Origin of the sequence: Butyrivibrio sp. AD3002 (assembly GCF_000420905.1) — a bacterium.
Lineage (GTDB): Bacteria > Bacillota > Clostridia > Lachnospirales > Lachnospiraceae > Butyrivibrio.
Map to the genome: position 1 here is coordinate 1 of NZ_ATVV01000036.1, position 18,761 is coordinate 18,761.

Genomic DNA, 18,761 nt, shown 5'->3' on the forward strand with positions numbered 1-18,761 from the left:
CACCTGTCTTCGCTCCGCTTCGGTCCGCGCTGAACCGACGGTCTACGTTCCACTCCGGTCGTTGCTAAGCACTCGTCCCCCGGACGAGTAGCAACCCCGGACGTCGAGCGCCCCCAGAGGGGGAAGGCTTTGTCAGGGATTCACCCGTACATTCGTAATTGCGCAGATATCTCCCGTAATAGCTGCGTAGAGCTTGTCGCAGTCCTCCTTGAGGGTGGTCTTGTTCTTGATGAACAGTCCCAGGACCTCGGTGGTCGAGATAACCGTATTGCCGTCGCGCTTGAAGGTAATGGTGCAGTCTGTGCCCTCCTTCATGCCCTTTTTCCAGGCTTCCCAGCTGTCAAAGTTATCATTCATATTGACAATTATCCTGTTCGAAGAGTATTTGCCGTCCTCCCAGGATTCGCCGTCTAATCTTATAAGTGCATATTCATGATAATCCGGTGCTTCAAAATCGACTTCGCCGCTCTTTGAACTAAAGAGCACAGCGTAGGCGCAGTGCCAGATAAGTCTTGCAGCCGGAAGGCTCTTTGTATGGAAAGTGAGTGTAAGCTCATCATCTATCGGAACACCCTTGGTTGCCTGTGTTCTGTGACTGTTTATCTGAACATTCGGTACATCGCCCTCAGGTCCATCAAGATAGCTTACAAACTCAGCAATTCTCGGGATGTAGTCCTCAGCAACCTTATCCTTGGACTTGGCTATGCTGACATCGCTGATCTCACAGAATTCACCTGTAAGCCCCATATAAACAAACCTGGTGGAGTCAGGCAGTGCAACTATAACTTCAACCTTCTTAACTCCGTCATCAATTCTTACAAGAAGATGATCGATGCACTTAACAGCTTCGATATCATATACTCTGTCAATCGGCGCAGCATCGTCGCTAACCACCGCCTCCTCAGAAGTCTCGTACTCTATCACGTTAGTCTTTACTTTTCTCGTGCCATCACCGATGACCGTGCCGTCTGCGGTAACCTCACAGTACTCAAAATAACTCAGCTCCCTGATGATGCTCTCCTCTTCATGAGCTCTTCCGTCAAAGGAATCAAAGAACACCATTGAAGGCCCCTTCCTGTTCTCGGAAGTAACCTCATCGCAGTGATATTTGAAATTCATCTTTGTGATAAACGGAGAAAGCAAAACTCCGACGGATATCTCGCTTCTGTACTCCCCAAAATGCATTCCGCCCTTGTCCAAAAGCTCCTGCAGGGTGTTTTTTTCTCTCTTACTGAATTCGCCGTCGATATCCACAAGGCACTGCGCAATCTTAACTATCTCGGGATCAAACTGTGTTCCGGATCCCTTTATGATTTCTTCCCAGGCAAGCTGCTGAGGGAGTGCATCCCTGTAGCTTCTGCTGGAGGTCATGGCATCAAAAGTATCCGCCACCGCAATAATCCTTGCGATTTCGGGAATATCCTCACCCTTTAGACCATCCGGATAGCCCTTTCCATCGAACCTCTCGTGATGATAATGCGCACCAATACTAAGGTATGGGTACTCACTGATACTTGAAAGAATCTGATTACCGATAATCGGATGCTGCATGATAACATCATATTCCTCATCCGTAGGCATTCCGTTCTTATTGATGATAACGTCGGAGATACCGATTTTTCCTACATCATGAAGAAGAGCAGCATAATAAACCTCTCTACAGTCTTCCTCATCCTTACCCATCGCTTTTGCAATCTTCACCGAGTACTCTGCCACCCTGAGGGAATGTCCTCTTGAATACTCGTCCTTCGCATCGATAGCACTGACAAGCGCAGTAGCCGTCTGTTCAAACAGTTTTTGTGAAAAGACCTGCTGTTCCTTCAGGTGTTTAATCTCATTATTCTGCAGTTTTTCAATTTCCCTGTTTCTGCGGAAAATAAGCACAACAGCCAAAAGAGAGACAAGGCATGTAAAAAATCCCGGAAATATCAAAAGATTATGTGAGAAGATAATTCCGCTCATTAAATTAAAAATGGTAATCGCATAGAAAAACAGGCTTATGACAAAGCCCGGTATGCCGTAAAACACGACAAGACATATGATAATTCCGTTTTGCACGGAATCAAAGGCGCCTGCAAAAGACGTGATCGCCAGCGGCTGCCCCATCACAACCAGTACATCATCTGAAGTAGCGCAGTACCTCGTGAACCTTGCCACAATCAGATATAAAATAATCAGAATAAAACAACCTATCTTAGGTAGACGCAGATCCCCTTTTCCGCGATTGTTCCCCATGACTTTCCTCACAAAAATTCCCTTATAGTATCAAGCATCTTATTTACTTCAATCGGCTTTGCAATGTGACCGTTCATACCGCTGTCTTTAGCGTTATTGATGTCCTCTGTGAAGGCACTGGCGGACATGGCTAGTATAGGAATATTGGCAAGCTCCGGATTAGAGAGCTTTCTTATCTCTCTCGAAGCTGTGTAGCCATCCATAACCGGCATTTGTATGTCCATCAGTATTATACTATAAGTTCCGGGAGTTGACACAGAAATCATGTCCAAAGCAATTTTTCCGTTCTCGGCTGTGTCATACTGAAATCCGAATTTCTTCAAAAGTCTTGTCGCAATCTCCCTGTTGATTGCCTGGTCCTCAACCAGAAGAACCTTGTATTTACTGTAATCAATCTCTGTTTCTTCCTTGGTGGGCACATGTTTTTTCACAAAATCCGCATCCGGAATCGTCTCAAAATCAAGGTCGATAATAAATTCCGATCCTTTACCCTGCTGACTCTTAACACGGATTTTGCCGCCCATAAGATCGACTATACTCTTGGTAATGGCCATCCCGAGTCCTGTACCCTGAATCTTACTTGCAGTATTTTCCCTTGAATATGCCTCAAAAACAGTCGCAGCGAACTCGGGACTCATGCCCATTCCGTTATCCTTTACGCTTATCTCGTATTTTCCCTTATTGCCATCCATTCCTCTCTGCCTGATAGTAAGGGTTATGCTGCCGCCCTCCGATGTAAACTTAAAGGCATTACTAAGAAGATTAAGCAGCACTCTGTTTAATCTGTTCTCATCGCACTTTACATATTTGTTGGTAAGTTTGCTTGTATCAACGGTAAAGTTAATGCCCTTATTTTTCATCTGCGGAGCAAAAAGTACCTTGAGTTCGTCCACTGCCTCGGTCAGATCAGTATCCTCTATTTCAAGCGTCATCTTGCCGCTCTCGATACGCCCCATGTCAAGGATGTCATTTATGAGAGATAAAAGGTGCTTGCCCGAGTTATCAATTTTTTCAAGGTTATCCCTAACCTCCGGTGAGAGTCCTTCAATATCCTTAGTGAGTTCAGTGTAGCCTATTATGGCATTCATGGGCGTTCTGAGGTCGTGGCTCATGTTCGACAGGAACATAGACTTCGCCTTACTGTTCTCCTCAGCCTTAACCTTCTGAAGTTCCAGCTCACGCTCTCTTCTGTGCATGGAGCGATAAACGCTGAACATGATGAAAAGGGCAACCATGATGACCGCCATCTGGGCAATACTCTTTATCTGAAGTGAATCGGTTACTTCTTTAAGCTTTTGATCGCGGAAATAATTCATATCCAGTTTTTCTATGTAATCCTGCTTGATGCCGTGCTCCCTGAGGATTGTCGTATTATACTCATTGAATTCATCCAAGGCTCTCGCGGTAGTCTCGTGGGACTCCTCCCTGAACCAGAGCATGCTTATAAAAAACACCAGGAAAAGAAGTGACAAAAGCGAAAGCGTAGAATGCCCGAAACGTTTTCCCTTGTCTCTTTTGAAAATGAAAAAGTAGGATACAAATCCGACGATACTCCACACTATTATTATCAGATATGAATGGGGTGAGAGCGCTTCCACTGACCATAGATTGGGAATAAGAAAATATAATGCGAAAACAGATGACAATACAAAACCTGTAATGCCTGTAATTCTTACAAGAAATTTCTTCTCCCTTTTTGCTCTGAAAAATGCGGCAAGAGAAGTGTACGCATAAGCGACGCAGGCGCCTATTGTACTGACATCGACTATCCAGCTTATCGCGGTTCTTCCAAAGAAAGGAATCACCATCGATATGCACGTAATAGTGATAATTGCCTTGTAGGGAACATTATATCTGTTGAGGTGCATGAGCCACTTGGGGAAAAGATTATCCCTGGCCATGGAATATATAAGTCTGCTGGCTGCAATCAGGTTTCCGATAAGGCCTGTAATAATTGCTGCTGCCACAGAGAGTCCCAGTATCACGAAACCGAGATCCCCCAGATAAGTGGTCGCTGCATTAAAGGTAGGCAGCCCTCCAAAGCCCTTAAATCTTCCAAGATTACATAAATAACCGGTCCAATCCCACACACCACGCGGAACTGCGGATACTGCTATAAGGGCAAGCAATGAATACGCTATCGCTCCCCAGATAAGGGCACCCACCATTATACCTATAGTCCTTTTTGTGGAGAAATTGAATTCCTCGGTTGAATGAGATATGGATTCGAATCCAACGTATGCCCAAGGAGCCAGTGCAACTATCTGAAATACCTGAAAATACTTTGATTTTTCAGGCACAAATGAAGGCTTCACGTCAAGAAGTGATACGTTTCCTTTTACTGTTATCAGAACTGCAACGAGCACGATGCCGCCGATGAGTACGAGCGCAAATACCGTCTGAACAAGAGAAGATATCCGTCCACCGCAGACACAGATAAAGCCGGCGATTCCGATTACAAGAGATGCCACAACGGATTCAACAAGGTAAACTTCAAACCCTGCCACGATAAATTTAGGACCAACTTCCAGAACTCCGGGGAACAGATTTCTGCAGATTATCGGAATAGCCGTAGCATTTGCCCACACTATCGCCATGTAGACAAGGAGCAAAAACCACGCACCAAGAAATCCCTGGTCATATCCAAACTCATGCTTGGAGAATGCATAGGTTCCTCCGTCATCGGGATACAGGTTCATCATGTAGTGGTAGTTGATTCCAATAAGCAGCATTACTGCAGCCCCCAGAATCATTCCAAGCATTGTGCCTATGGGTCCTGCAAGCGGAAGAAAAGTCGTTCCCGGCATCACAAAAGAACCCCATCCTACAGCGCAGCCAAAAGCAAGCGCCCACGTCCCGATAGGAGATAAACACTTCTTAAGTTTTGGATTATCTACCGTGGTATTTTCCTTGAACATACTCCCTCACATAACCGCTTTTTCAAAACCGTCAATCCGGAACCATATACTCCTTAAGCACACTGACGGTATAGCCTGCTGCCTCGGGATCCTCTCTCCATTTGGCCTCTATTCTGTCGATCGGAACCTCACAATCAGGCTCTGTCACCTTCAGGAAAATAGCGAGCACTTTGTCATTTCCATACCTTGTAAGGACATCGCTTCCTCTGAGGGAACTCGCCGCAACCTCAAGAAAATGATCCGCTGCCTTCTGCAGTTTTTCTTCATCACCGTTTTCAGCTTCTACCTTAAAGCAAAGGAAATGGACATCCCATGCATAGTTTTTCTGAAAACGCATCATAAATCTGTAAACAACTTTGAATTGATCCTCAGAGAGAACAAAGGCGCCGCGTGCAGGATTTCTTTCCTTAAAGAGCATGTTGATTTCCGCCATTGCTTCCGGACTTTTTCTGGCGCCATTATTTTCCTCATGCTTATATAATGCATAGTTGTGTTTTCCGCTCTGCTTTACCTCGTACAGCGCTTTATCTGCTCTTTTATATAGCGACTGATAATCAGATCCATCATCGGAGCAGAGCACTGCACCCACAGACACACCGATCGGGATATTCATGTCATCACCGAGAAGTTCCTTGGCAAAGCTAACGATTTTCCGGTTCATGTACTGTGTTCTCTCGGCAACCATCTTCTCTTCTTTGGTGTTAAGGCAAAACGCTGCAAACTCATCGCCGCCGATTCTTCCTATAACATCGTTACTCCGCATAATACTGCGGAGCATCTCAGCAAACCAGATAAGTACTTTGTCGCCCTTTTCATGGCCATACAGATCATTTACCAGTTTAAAGCTGTCGAGGTCTATCATCATGAAAATTCCGCGGCCTTTAGCTGCTGCCTTATCGACTTCTCTCTCCGTAGCAATTTTATTAAGGAGACCTGTCATCGGCTCAATCTCTGCAGCCATCTCAAGACCTCTTATGCGATCCAGGTTACTCATTATGTTGTCGATTCTGTATAAGAGAACATCGGGCTTAAAAGGTTTCCTGATATAGTCGACAGCCCCGACTTCAAGCCCTTTGGACTCTGTGTCATCACCTGAAAAAGCTGTCATGAACATAACAGGAATGACATAGCTGTACTTCTCACGAAGAGCCTGCATCATCTCAAAGCCGCTCATTCCCGGCATCATAAGGTCAGACAGAATCATGTCGGGCTTTTCCTTCTCATAGATTTCTATCGCTTCCATGCCCGACGAAGCAGTTATGACATGATATTTAGATTTGAGCATTCTGACTGTCATCATGCGAATCATTTCATCATCGTCGACGACAAGAATTTTTCTACCGTCCATATGGTCTGTCACCCCGATCAGATATTTTTTAGTACTTCCTTATAATGCCTGTAGGCTTCAAGTAAATCGCTGTTATTATCTCTTATGTAATCAAGATTTCCCTGTTTTCCGGCTTCTTCCAGAAGTCTTGCCTTCTCTGAAAGGTCCTTGGCTCCGATTATTCTCGCAGAACTCTTTAGGGCATGAACCTTAACTGTATAGTCCTCTATCCTTTCTCCCAGATAGAGTTCTTCAATCTCATCCGCCTTTTTATCTATCGCATCCCTGAAGAATCCGAGAGTATCTATGAAAAGTTCCTCAGTTCCGGCGTATTCAATGCCTGCTGCGATATCTATGTAACCTGCATCCTGAAGATCTTTTATCTCTGAGGATTCCGTTGAAGGTTCCGCTGTTTCTGAGACGCTCTTATTATCTTCCTTGTTATCGCCCTCAACGTACTCCAGCTGCTTCTCCTTAGGAAGGTATTTCTGCAGTGCCTCCTCAAGGCGCATTCCACTCACCGGCTTTTCCAGATAATCATCAAAACCGGCCCTTAGATACATTTCTCTGACACCGGCAACCACGTTAGCTGTAAGCGCTATGCACGGCATATCGTGGTTCCCATTGCCCTCGTCATATCTTATGTGCTTAAGAAGCTCCATACCGTCCATCTCGGGCATTCGGTGGTCGATAAGTGCCAGATCATAGCGGTTTGCACTCATGAGATCAAGAGCCTGTCTTCCGCTTATTGCTGTGTCAATCTTGATCCTTGTAGGTCCGAGAAGTCCTGACAGAACCTTAAGGTTTATCTCTGTATCATCAACAGCAAGGATTCTTGCATCAGGTGCAATAAAGCTTGGCTTATAGCTCTCCTGCTTGGATACAACTCTCTCGGCAGCGGCCTCATAGTCGCCGATCGGCTGCCAGTTCTCAACCTTCTGATGAATCACAAATGAAAACTCCGAGCCAGCGCCATATACACTCTTTACCTCAAGTGTTGTTTCCATCGCATCCATTATCTGCTTAACAATTGCCATTCCAAGGCCTGTGCCCTCGATGGTCTTATTTCTGTCCTCATCAAGTCTTTCGAAGGCATTGAACAGTTTTGCAACGTCCTCAGGCTTCATACCCATTCCGGTATCCTTAATGGATATCCTAAGGTCCACATAATCTTCTCCCTTTTCTACCGTATCTATGGTCAAATGAACGAACCCTGCCATAGTGTACTTTACGCCGTTGGTCAAAAGATTTACTATAACCTGCTTAAGCCTTGTCTCATCTCCGATAAGTTCATCGGGAATTGTCTTATCAACCTTTGCCTGATAAACCAGACCTTTCCCTTCCGCTCTGGACTTGATCATTACATTCACGTCAGTGAGCACAGAAGAAAGATAATACGGATCATTTCGAAGTGTCAGTTTTCCGGCTTCCATCTTCGAAAAGTCAAGGACATCGTTAACCAGTGTCAGAAGCTGAGTTGCGGAGTTTTTGATACTAAACGCATACTGCTGCAGCTTTGCATCATTCGTTTCTCTTGTAATAAGCTCTCCCATACCCATGATTGCATTGATGGGAGTCCTGATCTCATGTGACATATTTGCAAGGAATTGGCCCTTGGCCTTTGATGCGTCCTCGGCCTCCTGCTTTGCCTTCTTAAGCTCTACGCTTTCTCCTGCCTTAACAGAGGTAATAATCAGGAAAAACGAAAGTATGGTGGTCATGAGAACCAGGGTTACGTATACAGCCAATACAACAAGCGGAACTTTGGCAGCATATCCCACCGCATCCTCATATTTCATGACGCCATTCAGCATGAAATGCGTATTTTCAATCTGGGCGTTATAGAAATACATATCGCCCTTTACTGTTTTTACTTTTTCAACCGCAACCTCTTCAAGATTGTGATTATCGCGGATATTTTCAAAGGTCTTCATTACGGATTTGCTTCTGAAAAAGGCTTTGTCTTCCTCAGCCACATTCGTAAACGGCAGTACCTCATCGCCATCCCTTGTCATAAGTGCAATATTTCCAAGGTTATGTATTATATCAAGACTATGATTCTTACTTATATATGATTTAGAACATATTTCATAAACTACGTACGCAACATTATCACCATGAATAATCGCATGCGAAAACAGGAATGCACCTGTCGGCATATAGGAAATGCCATCATTACCCGTCATTGAGCTAAGAAGTCCGTCATATTCATTGGGCGGAATTCTCTCACCGTATACCGCTTCGCTCTCACCGTTCATAACTCCTATAAGGATACTGGGTTCTGACCTGAAAACACTTTCAATGGCACGCTGTACTCTTTTTAAATTTTCTTCCTGATTTTCCTCTCTGTCATCCTCAAGAATAGCCCCAATATACTCGATGACATGCATCTCGTTACTGAGTTCCTCATAATAAAATTCAGTTGCTTCCTCAGCCTCCCTGACTATTTTATGCTTGGCGACACTATCTATGATATCCATAAGATATAAATAGAAGTGAACTCCCAAAAACGACATTATAAGAACAAAGGCTATAAGGATGGCAGCACGTCTTCTTGTGAAAAGGCGGAGCTTTTCATTCATATACTTCCACCCCCTCTACGAACCAGTCCATTCTTCTAAAAAGGGCATCATCACTTATTCTTTGACCTTTGGAACATTTCTTTGTTCCATCGTTCGAATACAGATCCCCATAGAAGACATCCTGAACATTTATAAGCTTTTCTTTTCTGTCATCTATCTCCTTTATAACTTCCTCGGGTATAACCTTAGAGTATGTTTTCATCTCCACGGTTCCGTATACTACACCATGCCAGTAATACTTTCCCGGATACATATCTCCAATAAAGAAATCATGCAGTAGCGTCTTATACAGATTGCCCCAGTTGAAATTAACAGAGGCAAGATACTTCTCGGAATAGTCGGTTCCGTTGTTGTTATATCCTATTGAATAGGCCGAATGTTCCTCAGCTGCATCAACAGCTGTGTGAATACTTGCATGATAAGTAATGAGGTCGGCGCCATCCTCCTCTATGAGTTTTGTCGCCAGCTCTTTTTCCTTTTCAGCATCCGTCCATGAATTGATGAATCTTACCTTTACCACAACGTCGGGATTAACCGATCTCGCGCCCAGAGCAAACGCATTTATTCCACGATTTACCTGACATGATTTTTGTCCTGCAACATATCCTATAATATTGCTCTTTGTCATCCTCCCCGCGAGCATACCGGCCAGGAATCTGATCTGGTATATCCTTCCGAAATATGTGGTTACATTTTCGGGAGATGAATCCGGGGAAACCGTATAGAATTCAATGTCAGGATAATTTTGTATCACCGGATAAAGTTTTTCATCATATCCATCACTTGTAAGGAAGATAACACTGCAGCCCTTTCCTACTAATCTGTCTATTGCAGGCTCTGCATCCTCAAGCGTCTCAGATACATTTTCTTCTACTTCCAATGCAATTTCCAAATTATCACAGGCGTTTTTTAGCCCATTATAGTGGCTTTCACTCCATCCCCTGTCATCTACTCCATCAATAAAAAGCGCACCTACTACTATTTTCTTCACATCCTGCGGGCGTGCATAATTTATAAGCCCCACCACAATAGCGAGCAGGATCAGTAAGAGAGTACTTAATATAATTATCCATAAGTTTTCTTTTAGTTTTTTCATACTTTTAATCCTTAGGTGGATAAGTATCTGCCTTCCCCTTAATTCTGGAAATAGTCACTGAAGTCATGTGCTATCATATACTTCAAAACCGACGAATCCCCTATAACGTAGTCGACTTCACCGTTACTCAGCGCTATCAGTGCCTCCTTCATATTGGCACATTTCTTTAACTTGCAATTGCAGCCCGGGAATCCTCCCGGATCCTTCCCCAGCAGATAATCCTCACCGCTGGTTGCATCTTCCACTGCAACAGTCTTCGTCTCATCAAAGCCAAGAATGATTTTTTCAACATCCTCCTTAGTCTTTGCGTAGATGAATTCTTTATTATCCTTCCTTACAGCAATGCTCTGCCCCGCATGAAAGTATGGAACAGAGAAATCTACATATTTTTCCCTCTCTTCCTTAATGGTAATTCCCGCAATACAGGCATCGCATTTCTTCTGAGATACAGTCATGAATAATGTGTCGAAATTAACCGTTACAAGCACAAGCTCTTTTCCCAGATAATCCGCTATAGCCTTGATCAGTTCCTTATCTATGCCGTAGTATGCATTCCCCACATCGTAGTCAAAGGGCTCAAAATCGCCTGTAGTCGCCACAACAAGCTGGTCCTTGCTATTGTCCAGCTTGGCTGAATACACCGGCACCGGCTCCTTGCTTCTGTCAAAGTAGTGGCTGGTGATCTCATCATAGATTCCATCCACACGTCCCTTCTCTATAAAGGTATTTATCTGCTGAAGAAGTTCGGGGTTGTCCTTATCAACGCCTATTCCGTAATCTTCTTCAGTCAGCAGAATATCAACAACCATCACGTTGTTTCCATCCTCTTCGGCATCCGCCCCAACAATCTCATCAGACAAGCCTTTGCATGATACCAGCATACTTGCCGTCATAGCTGCCACCAGAAGCAGCGAAACCACTTTCTTGTTCATAAATTCCCCTCATTATCAAAGCATTTCTATCCCAATAAATCTAAAAATACGTATAAAAATGCTATGTTACATACAATCACATTATTATTATGAAACACTCGTATTAAATTCTGATAAACAAGACGTGAAATTACGATAAATAATTATTATAAACAGAAAAGGTCGCCCATCATCAGACGGGCGACCTTTTCTGTAAAACAAATCATTTTAGGGTATTTAAATGAAGAAAAAGCTTTTTAATAATTTATGCAGCTTTCTGAACTGACTTTCCGTTTTTGCCGGATTTCCCTTTTCCGAGGATCAGTCCATGAAGTTTCTTAAGAAGTATAGCTGACGGTACACCGAGGGCAAATACCACGAGCACATACAGGAATACATTCTTGATCGGGAAGGGGGACTTTACACCACCGTCAAAGGTGTGATCGCAGAGCTCTACAAAAAGTCCGTGAATCAGGTAAAACTCAAGTGTAATGGTGCCCATGAACTTCAGGAATTTGTTTCCGATTTTCACCTTCATTCCAAGAAGAATTGCTGCAAAAACAAAATCCAAAGTAACAAGAACCTGTGTAAGAAGTGTAATACGTCTTCTAAGTACTGTATCCGGAGCACCCCAGTTCTCACCATAGTAGGAGAACACATCCTGTGCATTTACCGAAAGAATATACAGCGGATAAAGTGCAAGCACTGCAACGATTACATATACCCAGAAATATTTTCTGAGATGAGGAACGATCTTATCCTCATATTTTGCAAACAGAATTCCCACAGGGAAAAGATGAACGCAGTTCCACCACCACTCACCGCGAATGAGATAGTCGTTGTGGTCAATCGTTGTTCCCACAAGCATATATCCGATTACGAAAGCAGCTACAACAGCTACTGCGAGGCCATCCTTTTTAATAAACTTGAACGCAAGATAAAATGCAAGATAGAAGAACGGCAGCACGATAACGTACCAGGTGTACGGATTGCAAAGCTTGATGCTTGAAAGATACAAAAGTGCACCGTTTAAGTCCATCTTCTCACCGACAAGAAGTCTTGCAATAAAATAAATCAGTGTTGTGGAGTACAATGCAAGAACAATGGGCAGGATTCTCTTTTTCACAAATCCATTAAGATAATCTTTCTTCGTATGGAAGCTTTTGTAAGCGCCATATCCATTGAAGAATACAAAAAATGCCACCATCACGTATCCGATCGGAACGAAGAACTCAAGTCCCGGAACAATTCTGCTCTTCGGAAAAAGCCATGAAGCACAGGTCTTCTGACCGATGTGATGAAGCATAATGCAGATTGCAAGGAACCCCTGAAATGCCTTGGTCTGCTCAAGTGAAAGACTGTCGTTCCACTGTCCCCTACCTGCAGGCCTTGCGTTCCACAGCAGCAGAACCGGTAGTATAAAATACACCGAATAAATTAGTTGTTTAGCCATAAAAATAAAACCTCCCAAATTGTTGTTTACTTCATCCTTCAGTATTGTCTTATTTTGCTATAGTCCTATAATCCCAAAAAACCGTGCCATTGTCTTAGATAATCTTGCTTTTTTAATGTGTATCTTTTGCGATTATGGAAGATATTGCGGCAGCTGATAAGTCTATCCGTGAAGAATGTAAATTTTGACTTACGCTCGGAGGCATGTTAGGTCAATTTGATAAGTCAATCTGAGAAGATTACAATTTTAGACTTACGTCAAAATGTGAACTTGACAAAGTTGGTAAGTCAATGGGAGCAAAAAACTTGTTTTTGACTTACTCGCTGGAGTTAAGTTTGTGGTAGTCATAAGTCAATCAGACCGGGAAATTCATTTTTGACTTGCACGCGGGAGCTGAGTTTATGAATACTATAAGTCAATTCGCGAAGAAATTAGATAATAGACTTAAGGAAAGAAGAAAGTAGGGCGAAATCGACAAGTCAATCTGAGAAGATTATTAAAATTGACTTATGCCATAAAGCACCCCAGGTATATTCGATAAGTCTATCACAAATAAATACCGAAAATTGACTTATCCGCAGAAGGAAAAGTCACCCATCAGCCATCTTATCCAAGCATATCCACTAAAGAGCCCTAAATTTATGGTATATTAGTATTACTGAGTCAAAATATATAACTCCAGAGGAAACCACATGAAAAGAATACTGATCACAAATGATGATGGAATAGATGCAGGTGGAATTCATAGACTTGCAGAAGCAGCAAAGGAATTCGGAGAAGTCTGGGTTGTCGCACCGGCGCACCAGAGAAGCGCAGCTTCACACAGCATAACCTTAAGAGATCCTATTGATGTGTTCCCGCATGATTTCCCGGTCGAGGGTGTGCACGCCTTTGCCTGCAGCGGAACCCCCGGAGATTGCGTCAGAGTCGGCGGTCTCAATATCATGCCGAAGAAGCCCCACATTGTGCTCTCCGGAATCAACTACGGCTACAATGTCGCTACTGACATCCAGTACTCTGCGACTGCCGGAGCAGCATTTGAAGCTGCTTTTCAGGGATATCACGCCATCGCATTCTCGGAGCACATAGACGACAATCACGAAGTCACAAATAAATACCTGCGAGATATGCTTAAGGAAGCCCTGGAGGTAAAACTGGAATACGGCCAGATCGTGAATGTCAACTTCCCCGGATGTCCCCTTTCAGAATTCAAGGGCATCCGCAGAGATGTAGCAGTCTCCAGAGGTTCCTTCTTCAAGGACAGATACAAAGTCATCGAGCACTTCGAGGGCGGCGGAGTTCGCCTCATGGTAGACGGAATCTACAACGAAAAGTTCGAGGAAGGAACTGACTCCAGAGCACTTGTGGAGAACTACATCTCCTTCGGAATTGTTAACAACATAGGCTGCTGACATAAAAAGTCTACTACTATCAGCAAAAATAAAATAACCAACAATACAGATACCAACAAATGAGAAATAAAAACCAACCCCAAAACAAAAAACTGAAAATTTGCATGATCGTTCAGGATCCCAGTGTAAAGGGCGGAATTGCCGCCGTTACCGGAGGCTATTACGGAAGCCGCCTGGAGCAGGATTTTGACATCACTTATGTGGAATCCTACCGCGACGGAAGTAAGCTGGACAAGCTGACCAAAGCGCTTAAGGCCTACCGCGAATTTCGCAAGGTCCTGAAAAAAGACCGCCCGGACATAGTGCATGTTCACTCATCCTTCGGTCCCAGCTTTTTCAGAAAATATCCAATAATAAAGATGGCACATGATGCCGGGATTCCTGTCGTAAATCACATCCACGGCTCTGCTCTCGATGAGCTCTACACCAACGCTCCCGCATGGAAAAAGCGCATGGTGGAAAAGAGTTACGGAAGCTGCGACAAACTCATAGTTTTATCTGAGGATTGGAAGAAAAAAATCTCAGCCATCGTACCTGCTGAGATGATAGAGGTTGTTCCTAATTACAGTGTAATCGTTCCAGAAATGGTATCTGAAGGAGTGATGGATAAGCGCTTTGAAAAAAAGCAAATCCTCTACCTTGGAAGATTCGACAACCTTAAGGGCGTAGTGGATATCCCCGCTATCGCTGATAAAGTAATAAAGAAATTCCCCGAGGCAAAATTTATCCTCGGCGGCACCGGAGAAACAGAGCCCACCGAAGCCGAAATAAAAAGACTGCATCTCGAAGATACAGTCCTTCTGCCCGGTTGGATTCGCGGCGATGAAAAGATAAAGCTTCTTAAAGAAAGCTCCATCTTCCTTCTGCCCTCTCACATGGAAGCTATGCCCATGTCCATTCTTGAAGCTATGGGCTACGCCCTTCCGATCATCTCCTGTGAGGTCGGCGGAATTCCGCGCGTAGTCTCAAAAGATGTAAACGGAAAGCTCTACAAGCCACAGGACGTTGACGGTATGGCCGATGGCATCCTCTCCTACTTCTCAGACAGATCAGCCTGGGAAGAGGCAAGCCGCCAGAGCCTTAGACTTGCGGATGAAGGGTATAGCTTTGATTCACACATAAATAAACTTGAAGAAATCTACTACACTGTTGCAAGAAAGTAACTAATACCTGCACTGCCTTCTTATTTACTTCTTCAGTTCCTCAAACTTCGCCTGCATAGTGGGGTTGCCCTTGGTGAGTCTCTTCACGCTGACATCGTCCACTTTGTTGTTGGCGATTCGAAGCTGATTGTCTGATCCGAGCAGTTCCTTCTTGACCTTCTCAAGGTGTTGGATGGTCTTATCAATCTCATCGATAGCCTTCTCAAAATGGTCATGTGCTATGGAATAATTCCGTCCAAAGTCATCCTTGAATTTAAGAAGACTCTCCTCAAAGTGAGTGATATCAATGTCCTGATTCCTGATCTCCGCCAGCTCCTGCTTGTACATAAGCGCATTCATCGCAGCGTTACGAAGCAGCGTTATCATAGGAATAAAGCACTGGGGACGAACCACATACATCTTGTCATATCTGTAGGAAACATCCACAATTCCCGCATTGTAGAGCTCATTATCGGCCTCAAGGAGTGATACAAGAACCGCATATTCGCAGCCCTTTTCTCTCCTATCCTTATCAAGCTCCTTGAAGAAATCCTCATTCTTATGCTTCGTGGAGGTCGTATCCATTTCGTTTTTCATCTCGAACATGATGGAGATAATCTCGTTGCCGAACTCATCATTCTCGCGGTAGATGTAGTCACCCTTACTGCCGGAGCGGGCATCATTGTCCTTCTCGAAATATGCATTAGGAAAAGCGGTGGCCCGCAGCTGATTGAACTGAATCTCGCAGTGCTGCTCAAGCGTCTCTCCGACCATCTTGGTGGACATCTTGGTCTTTAGATCCTTGTAAAACTCGATTTCCTTTTCCTTCTGAGAAAGCATATACTGATTCTTCTCCTTCTCAGCCTGAAGAGTTCTCTCAAGATCACTTCTTTTATCCTCAACCTCTTTTACAGCCTCAAGCACTGCAACACGCTTCTTATCCTCAGCGCTCTCGATCTGGGATGAGAGTTTCTGCTTCTCAAGCTCCGCCTTTGATACCTCGTCCCGAAGCTTTTTTAGTTCCTCATCATAGGAATTTCTTAGCTTTTGTACCTCGGCGGTCTGCGCATCCCGGAGCTTCTGCGTGTCTTTATCATAGCTCTCGCGGAGCTGCGCCATCTGCTTTTCATAATTCTCCTGGAGCTTTAGCTTAACATCGGCTCCCAATGCATCAAGTTCAAGCTTGTGTTTTTCCTCAAGATGCTTCTCAAGCTCCCTGGTCCTCTTCTCAACGTCCTTGTTAAACTCCTCATCCCTTATCTGACTTACGATGGAACTAAGCTCCGTATCATCAACCGAAAATACCTGTCCGCAATGCGGGCACTTCAATTCTGCCATGCCTTAACTCCTTATCACTCCACGTTCTTAAGTGCTTCACTCATGGGAATACGCCCGATCTTTCGATATTCGATCACAGCCACAACCACATAGGTCAGCACTCCCATAAGAAACATTTTAACGTAAACTGACGGATCAAGCCATATAATCATCCAGCCGCTCATCATCTGCTTCAGCATCACCCTGAATATCTCCACCATCACATAAGACAGTATCGGATACGAGATCAGCAGTGAAAAAATCACCACCAGCGCCGTCGGAATAATATAAAGCGCTGCAATCTCTTTTCTGGAATATCCCAGAATCTTTGTCATCGATATTGACTGAACATTTCTCTCAATAATAAGCTTCGACAGCAGATACATCAGCACGATGAACATTATCACTGAAAAGCCGTCCACCATATACATAAGATTTCCCATAGAAATCATAAGCTGCCTTGAAACTCTTGTAAGCGACTCCTCATCTACAGTTGTGCCGATATATTTTTTGTCTATGTCAGTAATCTCCGTGTCCGAAAAGTATCCCGAGAAAAATTCCTCGTCATAGCCCAGTACACTGTTCAGATGCTTCTGACTCATAAACACAGTAATTCCGCCGTCGTAGTCATAGATTCCCGTGACCTTGAAACCATAATACTTATCCTCGTAAGGTTCCTTCAATGTTATGACGGCTCCCTTTTTAAGGTCATACTTATCTGCATACGCCGATGAAATCAGCACCGTTTTTTCATCAAAATCGGCGTTTATATACCTGCTGTTTTCCTTGACACCGTAGATGGTCACATCCTCGACTCTCGTTCCGCCCTCGCCGGTTGTCTTTAAGCTGCTTGCCGAGAACTTCTCCGCGTCTCTGTTATTGGTATTTATCTTACTCTTCAAAACCACATAGGAAAAAGCTGCCGAGAGTTCATTATCTGAATCTATAGCACCTGCCGGAATCTGCAAAAGATAAATGTGCTTTGCCAGCATAGTATCCGTCACAATTCCCTGATAATGAACGAGTATCGGTGGAAGCATCATTCCAAAAAAGAGCAGCATGTTTGCAAACAAAAGTCCCAAAAACAGAATAATGTAACTGCTTTTATTCTGTATGAGTATTCTTATTCTGAACCTGTTGAAAAAGCTGATGTTCTTATTTAAAGGCACCGCAGCTTTCTGCTTCTTTGCCGACAGATCGCGCCTTATCAGCTTTAGCGGACTTATAGAAAGCTTTCTTCGTAGTACAACATAAGTGATTACCATCATGATTATCAGCGGGATTATTGTCGTCTTAAGAAATGCTTCGGCGCTCCACACCGTCACATAGGTCGGTAGTGAATAGCTGCCGTAGTACATTGCAACGCATTCCTCTTTGAAACAGGTATATCCCAGAATATTTCCTATAATAGCCGCGATGACGGTGACCAGAAGCGGCATCGCCATATAATGCCTTATCAGCTCATTTATGGTATATCCGGAAGCCCTAAGAGTTCCTATAACCGTGGCTTCCTTATGAATCGTATTATTTATGGTAACTCCGAAAACAAAGGCAACAATAATGATGATTATGTATAAAAGAACCGTCATCATTGCCTTATCTTTTCCCAGATCATCTCCTGCGAATTTGATGGACTGATTCAGATACTGAGGGGTAAAACTCTCAAGGTCCGCCTTATTTGAGATGGCCTCCATAAGCTCATCGGAAACCTCTTTTTCCTCTTCTTCACCGGCAGGTTTCTTATCATAAAGCCAGGCGTAGTTATACTGAACCTCACTGTCAGGATACTCCGCAAACTGTTTTCCCGATACAACGGCAACTCCGAAGGCAGAGGAGTCGAACATCATGTCGTTATTACTGTAAAAAAGCGCTGTATAATCCGACAATGCTACGAGTCCTACTATGTTGTAGGTTTTCCCGCCCGAAACCAGCGTATCCCCGACACTTAAGCTGTTATTGTCCGCATACATCCTGTCAATTGCGATCTCCAGATCAGCCTCGGGGAAGCTCCCCTTCATCAAACAGGCTCTGTCTATCTCTTCTCTGTTTGGATAGATTCTAAGCTTTGTGTTATTATCAAACTCCTTTTCCACATAGAAGTTTTCATATATCGTAACTCCCTTTTTCTCTATCCGCGCCTTCTGCGAAGCGGTGAGAGGATCTTCCGTCCTGAAATTACCATCCTCGACGGCGTACTTTTCAAAGCTCTCATTATATGCCTTGATCATGCTCTCCCCGGCAACCAGGAATCCCGAAACGAAGCCTATGGACAGAACCATCAATATGAAAATAACTATGTATTTTCCGATATCCCCTTTTAGCTCGCGAAGGAGCCTTTTATTTAACGGATTTTTCATACCATGCTCCT

General features: G+C 43.9%; 11 protein-coding genes. 2 read left to right on the top strand and 9 right to left on the bottom strand.

The genetic code is table 11. The features are described 5' to 3' along the window. Positions 1-132: 132 nt before the first annotated feature. From G596_RS24170 to G596_RS0118030, 7 genes are all read right to left on the bottom strand, one after another. Positions 133-2,235, bottom strand: coding sequence for an HD-GYP domain-containing protein (locus G596_RS24170; protein ID WP_022763212.1), 2,103 nt, complete (start codon positions 2,233-2,235; stop codon positions 133-135). An 8-nt stretch (positions 2,236-2,243) separates the two neighbouring features. Then, on the bottom strand, positions 2,244-5,153 hold the full coding sequence (locus G596_RS24175) for an amino acid permease (RefSeq protein ID WP_022763213.1): 2,910 nt from the start codon (positions 5,151-5,153) through the stop codon (positions 2,244-2,246). A gap of 31 nt (positions 5,154-5,184) precedes the next feature. Continuing rightward, positions 5,185-6,501: a GGDEF domain-containing response regulator gene (locus G596_RS0118010; RefSeq protein WP_022763214.1), complete on the bottom strand. Its 1,317-nt coding sequence runs from the start codon at positions 6,499-6,501 to the stop codon at positions 5,185-5,187. Between the two features lie 17 nt (positions 6,502-6,518). Next, the gene (locus G596_RS22850) at positions 6,519-9,062 is read right to left on the bottom strand and encodes an ATP-binding protein (RefSeq protein ID WP_022763215.1); all 2,544 of its coding nucleotides are present in this window, start codon (positions 9,060-9,062) and stop codon (positions 6,519-6,521) included. Continuing rightward, a complete protein-coding gene (locus G596_RS0118020; RefSeq protein WP_022763216.1) occupies positions 9,055-10,158 on the bottom strand; it encodes a BMP family ABC transporter substrate-binding protein in 1,104 nt (367 codons plus the stop codon). The genes G596_RS22850 and G596_RS0118020 overlap by 8 nt, the downstream gene beginning before the upstream one ends. Before the next feature lie 38 nt (positions 10,159-10,196). Beyond that, entirely contained in the window at positions 10,197-11,090 is an 894-nt protein-coding gene (locus G596_RS0118025) for a transporter substrate-binding domain-containing protein (RefSeq protein WP_022763217.1), read from the bottom strand. A 244-nt stretch (positions 11,091-11,334) separates the two neighbouring features. Next, positions 11,335-12,522: an acyltransferase family protein gene (locus tag G596_RS0118030; protein ID WP_022763218.1), complete on the bottom strand. Its 1,188-nt coding sequence runs from the start codon at positions 12,520-12,522 to the stop codon at positions 11,335-11,337. A gap of 692 nt (positions 12,523-13,214) precedes the next feature. On the opposite strand from G596_RS0118030, the gene surE reads away from it, so the two are divergent. Both surE and G596_RS0118040 read left to right on the top strand, forming a co-directional pair. Continuing rightward, positions 13,215-13,934: a 5'/3'-nucleotidase SurE gene (surE, locus tag G596_RS0118035; protein WP_022763219.1), complete on the top strand. Its 720-nt coding sequence runs from the start codon at positions 13,215-13,217 to the stop codon at positions 13,932-13,934. Positions 13,935-13,993: 59 nt separating this feature from the next. Further along, on the top strand, positions 13,994-15,097 hold the full coding sequence (locus G596_RS0118040) for a glycosyltransferase family 4 protein (protein ID WP_026671412.1): 1,104 nt from the start codon (positions 13,994-13,996) through the stop codon (positions 15,095-15,097). 24 nt (positions 15,098-15,121) lie between these two features. On the opposite strand, the gene G596_RS0118045 is transcribed toward G596_RS0118040, so the two are convergent. Both G596_RS0118045 and G596_RS0118050 read right to left on the bottom strand, forming a co-directional pair. Next, positions 15,122-16,414 (bottom strand): DUF2130 domain-containing protein, encoded by a 1,293-nt coding sequence (locus G596_RS0118045; protein WP_022763221.1) that lies wholly within the window; start codon positions 16,412-16,414, stop codon positions 15,122-15,124. Between the two features lie 14 nt (positions 16,415-16,428). Next, positions 16,429-18,750, bottom strand: a complete 2,322-nt coding sequence (locus tag G596_RS0118050; RefSeq protein WP_022763222.1) for an ABC transporter permease — start codon at positions 18,748-18,750, stop codon at positions 16,429-16,431. Positions 18,751-18,761 lie beyond the last annotated feature (11 nt).